The sequence below is a fragment of the Pseudomonas viridiflava genome, from assembly GCF_900602065.1.
Taxonomy (GTDB): Bacteria; Pseudomonadota; Gammaproteobacteria; order Pseudomonadales; family Pseudomonadaceae; genus Aquipseudomonas.
The window spans coordinates 1-325 of the sequence record NZ_UWFN01000364.1 but is presented as its reverse complement, the minus strand read 5'-3'; the positions used below and the strand labels follow the sequence as shown (position 1 = coordinate 325).

Genomic DNA, 325 nt, shown 5'->3' with positions numbered 1-325 from the left:
CATGAAGAGCAGTACACGGCAACTAGTCAACGAGCAGCCTTTGACGCTGGCAGCCATGGGTATTGCGGTGGGAGCGCTGATCGGTGCCGCGTTGCCTGTCACGACGAAGGAGCAACAGATCGTCAGGCAGGCACGGGAAAAACTGAGGGGTAAAAGCGGTTCTCTGTCTTCATCTTCGTCGTCGCCGCGAACTTCCAGCAGCTACAGCAACCTGCCCGGGACAGAGCACGATGGCAACGGTACAGGCGCGTCTTTCGCCAGTGAACGTCCCACATCGCCGGGACTCGGTTGAGGGTATGATGGAGCACTGAAAACGGCCCCTCGG

Annotated in this window: 1 pseudogene; it reads left to right on the top strand. The window is 59.4% G+C overall.

Features of this window, described 5'->3' with window-relative positions:
* Window positions 1–292, top strand: a pseudogene (locus EE949_RS28985) (hypothetical protein); the annotation flags it as partial.
* Window positions 293–325: the final 33 nt, after the last annotated feature.